Annotated in this window: 8 protein-coding genes; all 8 read left to right on the top strand. The window is 61.1% G+C overall.

The window, feature by feature from the left end; all coding sequences use genetic code 11:
• Positions 1-9: 9 nt before the first annotated feature.
• Positions 10-1,059 (top strand): P-type DNA transfer ATPase VirB11, encoded by a 1,050-nt coding sequence (virB11, locus tag VFH59_RS12940; RefSeq protein ID WP_325165317.1) that lies wholly within the window; start codon positions 10-12, stop codon positions 1,057-1,059.
• Between the two features lie 75 nt (positions 1,060-1,134).
• The gene (locus tag VFH59_RS12945) at positions 1,135-1,884 is read left to right on the top strand and encodes a lytic transglycosylase domain-containing protein (protein WP_325165318.1); all 750 of its coding nucleotides are present in this window, start codon (positions 1,135-1,137) and stop codon (positions 1,882-1,884) included.
• 115 nt (positions 1,885-1,999) lie between these two features.
• On the top strand, positions 2,000-2,413 hold the full coding sequence (locus tag VFH59_RS12950) for a TrbC/VirB2 family protein (protein ID WP_325165319.1): 414 nt from the start codon (positions 2,000-2,002) through the stop codon (positions 2,411-2,413).
• Positions 2,406-2,714, top strand: a complete 309-nt coding sequence (locus VFH59_RS12955) for a VirB3 family type IV secretion system protein (protein ID WP_325165320.1) — start codon at positions 2,406-2,408, stop codon at positions 2,712-2,714. Before VFH59_RS12950 ends, VFH59_RS12955 begins: the two co-directional genes overlap by 8 nt.
• Positions 2,715-2,765: 51 nt before the next feature.
• Entirely contained in the window at positions 2,766-5,246 is a 2,481-nt protein-coding gene (locus VFH59_RS12960) for a VirB4 family type IV secretion/conjugal transfer ATPase (protein ID WP_325165321.1), read from the top strand.
• A gap of 30 nt (positions 5,247-5,276) precedes the next feature.
• Positions 5,277-6,071 (top strand): hypothetical protein, encoded by a 795-nt coding sequence (locus tag VFH59_RS12965; RefSeq protein WP_325165322.1) that lies wholly within the window; start codon positions 5,277-5,279, stop codon positions 6,069-6,071.
• A 56-nt stretch (positions 6,072-6,127) separates the two neighbouring features.
• Positions 6,128-7,246: a type IV secretion system protein gene (locus VFH59_RS12970; protein WP_325165323.1), complete on the top strand. Its 1,119-nt coding sequence runs from the start codon at positions 6,128-6,130 to the stop codon at positions 7,244-7,246.
• A 37-nt stretch (positions 7,247-7,283) separates the two neighbouring features.
• Positions 7,284-7,550 (top strand): hypothetical protein (locus tag VFH59_RS12975; RefSeq protein WP_325165324.1); only part of this gene is annotated, 267 nt, incomplete at its 3' end.

Consider the following 7,550-nt stretch of genomic DNA (forward strand, 5'->3'; position numbering starts at 1 on the left):
GACAAGGTAATGGAAGACACCATCGCCCTTGTCTCGAACGAGTTCCTCGACTACCAGTATGAGGTTCTGGGTGTACGAGACTTCATGGCCTCACCGGACGTCACTGAGATCTGCATAAATCGACCGGGCGAGCTCTACCTCGAGGGTAACTGCGGTTGGCAGCGTGTCGAGGTGCCGACGTTGACTTTCGAGCGGGCTCGTCACTTTTGCACCGCCGTGGTCAACGAAAGCAATACCGGTCAGCGCATCACCGACGTCGACCCTGTGGTCTCGCTCACCTTTCCAACCGGCCAGCGGGCGCAGTTCGTCGTTCCGCCCGCCTGCGAGGCGGGCAACGTATCGATCACCATCCGCCTGCCGTCGAAGCAGGTCAAAACCCTGGACCAATACCAGGCGGATGGCTTCTTCGACCAGGTTATCGAGGAGGCACGCGACCTGAGTGAAGAAGACCGCCAGCTGCTCGACCTGCGAGCCCACCGACACTATGCCGAGTTCTTCAAGGCGGCCGTTCGAAGCAGGAAAAACATCGTGGTATCGGGCGCCACCGGAAGCGGCAAAACCACATTCATGAAGTCCCTGGTCCACCACATCCCGCCCGAAGAGCGGTTGGTCACCATCGAGGACGCCCGCGAGCTCTTCATCAGCCAGCCCAATGTGGTTCACCTGCTCTACTCCAAGGGCGGCCAAAGCATCAGCAAGATCACTGCCAAGAGCTGCATGGAAACGTGCCTGCGCATGAAGCCCGACCGCATCATCCTGGCCGAGCTACGCGGCGACGAGGCCTTCTATTTCATCCGGAACTGCGCATCGGGGCATCCCGGCTCGATCACCAGTTGCCACGCGGGCAGCACTGAGCAGACCTGGGACCAACTCGCCCTGATGGTCAAGGCCTCGGCAGAGGGAGCCGGCCTGGAGTTTGCGACCATCAAGCGGCTGCTCCGGCTGACCATCGACATCGTCGTTCACATCAAGGCACACGCGGGGCGGCGGCACATCACGGGTATCGACTTCGATCCGCGGCGTCGGTATCTGCAGGACCTGCCAGCGCAAACGCGCTGACCGAAGAGGACACAAGGAATGGTCCCTGTAATCAACCTGATGTCCTGCCCACGCCTGCCCGTCCCGGCAGATGTCATGCAGCATGTCGCCCAGATCGAGTCCAGCGGCAACCGGTTTGCCATAGGGGTCGTCGGGGGCCAGCTCGAGCACCAGCCGCGCAACCTTGGTGAGGCAATTGCCACCGCACGCATGCTCCAGTCGCGCGGATACGACTATTCGCTAGGGATTACCCAGATCAACCGAAACAACCTGCTGCGTTATGGACTGGACACTTACGAGAAGGCGTTCGACATCTGCGCCAACGCCACCGCCGGTGCATACATTCTCGCGAAGTGCTATGGACGCTCAGGCGGCGATTGGGGCAAGGCCTTCAGTTGTTACTACTCCGGCAACTTCAGTACCGGTTACAGGGATGGCTACGTCCGGCGAATTCTCGATTCGCTCAACGCCGCCAGCACCTCCGCGGCCATACCTATTCACCCACAGGTGGCACGCCTTCGCGCGAACCGAGCGTCGGCCGACCTCATCGCGGAGCGCGGCAGTCCCGACTACCGCGTGTCGATCCGGTCCATCGCCATGCACGCGGCTGCAGGTGCACTGGTTCCGGCCGCCCCCGGGGAAACAGGCTCTGCGAAGAGTCCAGTCTCCGAAAGGCAACCGGATTCGGCAGGCCCCGGGCCGGTTGCCATAACTCCTTCGGTCTCCGCGCCCCACGCGACCAGTCCTCGCGACTTCTCCGGCCGTGCCTCCTTTCCGTTAACGCACACCGCAAGCGATCAGCCCTCGACTGACGCACCCGCCACCGATGCCGCCTTCGTCTTCTAACCGGCGGCGCCCGTACGGCACCGCCCATCCGCCGATCCGGCTGCCGTACGGGCAGCCACCCACGGCACGCCCATTGCCAGATGGTCGCCGCCGTCCACCCATCCAAGGAAAAACGATGATGCCCCGCAACAACCTGTCCGCACACCCGAACGCATGCCACCCGATCCGGCGCGGCACTGCCTTGTTCATGGCTCTCGCGATATGCACGGCGCTCGTACTGCCGACCATCGCTTTCGGGCAGGATGTCACCGACACCATTGCGACCACCTGTGGTTTCGCAAGCAGCGTCAACAAGATCCTCAACGCAATTTCGATCATCGTGGTTACGATCGCGATCGTCTTTTCGGGCTACCAGATCGCGTTCGCGCACAAGCGCATCTCGGACATTTCCCCGGTACTTATCGGCGCTGTCCTGATCGGAGCCGCCGGACAGATCGCCAAGATGTTTCTCGCCGGCAGCACCAGTGCTTCCGGTGCCACCGCCTGCACCGCAAGCCTGATCACCCACGCGCTCAACTTCCATGCGTAAGGATGCATTGTTCCGTGGCTGCACGCGGCCGCCCATGTTCATGGGCGTGCCCTACGTGCCGTTCTTCATGGGCGCGGGCGGATGCTTGTTGCTCGCGCTGTACTTCAACCTGTTTTTTCTGCTGCTGATTCCGCCCGTCATCTTCGTGATGCGCCAGATGGCCAGGCGGGACGAAATGATTTTCCGCCTGCTCGGTTTGCGGCTTCAGTTTCGCAGCAAGGTCAAGAACCTCGGCGAGAACGACGGCATGTGGGTGTTCACCCCCAACCTCCACCGCGGCCAATCGAAGGCCAACCAGTAAACGTCACAGCCACCTGGCTTCGCAGCCGGGGCGACCACCGGAGCCTGCGCCATGTCCAAGCCCGCCTTTTCGCCGGATACCCCCATCTGCGAGTTGGTCACGCTTTCCACTCATGTCTCTCCAACGGTCTTGAAAACCACCGGCGGAGATTTCCTGATCGTGTGGCGCCTTGGCGGCATGCCGTTCGTCGGGCGCGAGGAATGGGATCTGGAACACCGCCACGCCACCTTCAATCGCATGCTGCAGACCTTGCGCGCGCCCGACTTCGTCAATGTCGCGTTCTGGGTCCACGACGTGCGCCGTCGGCGCCGCATCGCAGACCGGGCGCGTTTCCCCCAATCGTTCAACCAGGCTTTGTCTGACGCCTATTACGACGCGCTGTCAAACCAGAAGCTCATGCAGAACGAGCTGTATCTCACCATGCTCTACCGGCCAGTAGTCAGTGGGAAAAAGCTTGCCGAAAAGTCGAGCCATCTGGGCCGGCTTGAGGCCGAGCAGCAGCAGGCTGTCGACACCATCCTTGAGTTGGCGGGGAACGTCGAGGCAGTCCTCAAGGATTACGCGCCCAGTCGCCTTGGCATGTATGAAGCAGCCAACGGCGTGGTTTTTTCCGAAGCACTGGAGTTCTACGGCTACCTGCTCAACCGATTGGACGAACCCGTGCCTGTACTCCCTGCGCCGGTCTACAACTACCTGCCGGTGAGCAAGCAACGTTTCTCCGCCAAGACCGGTGACTTCGTAGTCACCACACCTCAAGGGACGAGCCACTTCGGCGCGATACTGAACATCAAGGAATACACGGACGGAACCTATCCGGGCATTCTCAACGGCCTGAAGTATCTGGGCTTCGAGTACGTAATCACGCACTCCTTCACCCCCATGGGGCGGCAGGATGCACTCAAAGCGCTGGACCGGACGAAGGGCATGATGGTGTCCTCGGGCGACAAGGCGTTCAGCCAGATTGCCGAGCTGGACCTCGCCATGGACCAGCTGGCATCCGGCAATTTCGTGCTCGGTGAATACCACTTCACCATCGCTATCTATGCTCCTGGCCAGGAAGCCCTGTCTCAGCAGATCGCGGCAGCCCGCGCGGAGCTGTCAAATGCCGGTTTCGTATCGGTCAAGGAAGACCTGGCCGTCACCGCCGCCTTCTACGCACAGCTTCCCGGCAACTGGAAGTACCGGACCCGCCTGGCCAACATCAGCTCGCTCAACTTCCTGGGCCTGTGCCCTCTGCACAATTTCGCGATGGGCAAGCGGGAGAACAACCCGTGGGGCGAGTGCGTCACCACCCTGCAAAGCACCAACGGGCAGCCCTACTACTTCAACTTCCACGCTACCCACCCAAGCGAGAACTCGCTTGGCGAGAAAGCCATCGCCAACACGATGGTTATCGGCAAATCGGGTACCGGCAAGACTGCGCTCATCAACTTCCTGCTCAGCCAGGTACAGAAACTCGAGCCGGCTCCGACCATATTCTTCTTCGACAAGGACCGCGGCGCCGAGATCTTCGTGCGTGCCTGTGGCGGCAACTACCTCGCCCTGGAGAATGGTCGGCCAACCGGATTCAATCCCTTTCACTGCGAGCGAACCGAAGCGAATGTGCAGTTCCTGGCTGACCTGATCAAGGTACTGGCCGGCAAGAGCATTTACAGCTCCCGGGAAGAGGACGACATTTTCCGCGCCGTGCAGAACGTCCTGGATACGCCGATGCGCCTGCGCAACATGACCAATTTTCAGAAGAGCCTGCCGAATCTCGGCGACGACGGGCTCTTCATTCGCATGAAGAAATGGACAGCCGGAAACTCGCTGGGCTGGGTGTTTGACAACCCGAGCGACACGATCGACCTCGCAGAGGCAAACATCATCGGCTTCGACTACACCGACATCATCGACAACCCGGAAGTTCGGGTGCCAGTGATCAACTACCTCTTGCACCGCCTTGAAGCGTTGATAGATGGCCGCCCGCTGATCTACGTGATGGACGAGTTCTGGAAGATCCTGGACGGCGAGGGTGGCCTCAAGGAATTTGCGAAAAACAAGCAGAAGACGATCCGCAAGCAGAACGGACTGGGAATATTCGCCACGCAGAGCCCAGAGGATGCACTGGCTAGCGGCATCGCCGCGGCCCTCGTCGAACAGACCGCCACGATGATTTTGCTGCCCAACCCGAATGCCAGCCGCGAGGACTACATCAACGGCTTGAAGTTGACCGAGGCGGAATACCAGGTGGTCGTCAGCCTGGACGAGCGCTCCCGCTGCTTCCTGGTCAAGCAGGGCCACGCCAGCGCCGTATGCCAGCTCAATCTGCGGGGCATGGACGATGCTCTGGCGGTTATCTCGGCCTCCACCGACAACATCGAGATCATGCACCGCGTCATGCGCGAGTGCGCCACAGCCAAAGGCACGCCGCTCGATGCCTTGCAACCTGAGCACTGGCTGGATCTGTTCTATGCGAACCGCAAGGGCAGTGGCAGGCCAATGACCATCGCACCACCAGTCGCCCGCGCATCTTGTGCAACCGCAAGCTAGTCCCACCGTCATTTGCGAAAGGAATGCGCCATGACAGACGCCCCTACCCACTCGATGCTGCCGCGCCTGTGTGGCCAGATCGCCCTGATCCTGACCGTCCTGTGCATTCCCATCGGCGCCGCCCAGGCCCAGGTACTGGTCACCGATACGACAGCCATTGCTGCCAGCGAGGAGGGCTTCAAAGCTCAGTTGGCGCAGAGCGTTGTGCAGTACACCAGGCAAGGCATGCAATACGCCAAGCAGCTCGAGCAGTACTACCAGCAGGTCGAGCAATACAAGCAGTTGCTCATGACCGTGAAGGGTCTCGGGACCGATATTTCGATCTCCCCTACGAGCCTGAAGCCCATCGTCGATCCTACCGATCTCGTCGCACAGAATTGCCCCGGCGCCTCCGGCAGTTCGGTCGTTCCCGCCCTGGTGACCTCCTTCGCATCGACCATAGGTGGCGACACGCCCATCACCCAGGCCCAACAGACGATCTGCGCGGACATCACCATGCTGCAGATCGATCAGTACAACCGCACGGTGGCCATGCTCACCCGGTTGGACCAGTACGGCGGCACGCTGAAAAAGCTGAACAAGCTCGCCAATGAAGTAAGCACGCTCGGATCGACCAGCGGGGCCACTACACAGGCCGCCACTGTCAGCGCGACGACCGCCTATGCCATGCAGGACTGGCAGACCGCCATCGCTGGCGACGAGGCCATCATCCAGGCGCTCAACAAGCAACAGTCGATCCTGGCGAGGGTAGCGCTAAGGGGCCAGAGCGTGCTTGGAACCGTGGTGCAGGCAGCAGCGCTCAAGGCCGCATTCTCGGTTGACTGACGGCGACGAGCGCTCCCGAACGCTCGGGACCGCACTCACGAAAGGAATCAGGCGCGATGCCGACAAACCTTGCCGATTTCGTTTACTTCAGGCTGGTGTACGACTACCTGAGTAGACAGATCAACACGTTCGGAATGGACCTCATGGCGGCCTTCATGACCTGGGCGAGCGCTCTGGCCCTGGTTATGGTCACGCTGTGGATCATGATCCAGGGCTATCGCCTGATTACTGGGCAGTTGCACGAGTCGCTGATGGCCATGGTGATGAACATGACCCGCATCGTCATCATCGTCACCGCCGCGACGACCATGTCGGTCTTCGGCTCCAGCCTGCAGCAGTTGTTCACCACCGATCTGAGTACCGGGATCAACCAGATGTTCACCGGTAACAACGACACTGCTGCGGAAACCATCGACCGTAACCTGGCGTGGACCCAGCTCGCGCTCGGCGCAATCGATGCGGTACAGGTCGCGCCCGGCGACATGGAAACCACCGAACGTAAGGCACACGCCATGCTCATCGCCGGACTGGGGACCGCGAGTCCGCCAATGGCCGCTGGCGCCATGCTGTTGCTCTATCAGGCCACTATCGCCCTCTTCATCGGTATGGGGCCGCTGTTCATCCTCTGCCTGATCTTCGCCCAGACCAAGGATCTCTTCCGCAAATGGCTGCTTTACGGGATTGGAACGATCTTTTCCATGGCTGCGCTGAGCTTCATCAGTTCGCTGGTGTTGCAACTGACCTTGCGCGTCGCCGCCGCATTGTGGTCAGCGAACCTGATCAACCAGATGACCAGCCTCGGAGCTGAAGGCCTGTCCAGCCAGGCTTTGCAGCAAGGTGGTATCGGCCTTTTGATGACTGTGTTGATCATCAGCGTGCCACCTTTGGCCGCTTCGTTCTTTCAGGGCACGGTCGGGAGTTTCATGCACTACTCCGCCTTTGGCGGCGGCCCCGGTAGTCGCCCCGGACCGCAAGGACAGCCACCGGGATCTTATGGTGCCTCGTATGGGCAGCAACCTGCATATGCAGGGCAGCCAGGCTTGCATCAGCAAAACGGCACAGGGCACAGCGGCCCCCAGCCTCTTTCCGGCACGCGCATGACCGCCACGTCACCTATCCGTCAGGACATGGACATCCCCGTTCGGCGGCATCCGCCGGACAGGGATCGATCGTGAGTCGGCGTCAGTCCTTGCCAAGCAGCAGGAGGTCATCGTGATCCTACGCACCCGTTCGACTCTCCTTGCGCTCGGCCTGGCTGCCTCTGGCCTGGCCACGGCGCCCGTGCGCGCGCAGAACGTGGATCCCTGCACGGTCTACCTGTGCATGGCCGGTATATCCGGCGCGGGGGCAAGCGGCGGCCCTGCCTGTGTCCCGGGGACCACTTATTTCTTTAGCCTCGTCGTGTTCGACCCGACGTTCGACGCACCGGCCACCAGTCAGCTGCGGAGGACTTACCTGATGACCTGCGCCGGCGCGAAC

The sequence above is a fragment of the Frateuria sp. genome, from assembly GCF_035695185.1.
Taxonomy (GTDB): Bacteria; Pseudomonadota; Gammaproteobacteria; order Xanthomonadales; family Rhodanobacteraceae; genus Frateuria_A.

Excerpts from the sequence above, each read along its gene's own strand:
- virB11 (WP_325165317.1), top strand. The coding sequence starts at position 10 with ATGGAAGACACCATCGCCCTTGTCTCGAACGAGTTCCTCGACTACCAG.
- VFH59_RS12945 (WP_325165318.1), top strand. The coding sequence starts at position 1,135 with ATGCAGCATGTCGCCCAGATCGAGTCCAGCGGCAACCGGTTTGCCATA.
- VFH59_RS12950 (WP_325165319.1), top strand. The coding sequence starts at position 2,000 with ATGATGCCCCGCAACAACCTGTCCGCACACCCGAACGCATGCCACCCG.
- VFH59_RS12955 (WP_325165320.1), top strand. The coding sequence starts at position 2,406 with ATGCGTAAGGATGCATTGTTCCGTGGCTGCACGCGGCCGCCCATGTTC.
- VFH59_RS12960 (WP_325165321.1), top strand. The coding sequence starts at position 2,766 with ATGTCCAAGCCCGCCTTTTCGCCGGATACCCCCATCTGCGAGTTGGTC.
- VFH59_RS12965 (WP_325165322.1), top strand. The coding sequence starts at position 5,277 with ATGACAGACGCCCCTACCCACTCGATGCTGCCGCGCCTGTGTGGCCAG.
- VFH59_RS12970 (WP_325165323.1), top strand. The coding sequence starts at position 6,128 with ATGCCGACAAACCTTGCCGATTTCGTTTACTTCAGGCTGGTGTACGAC.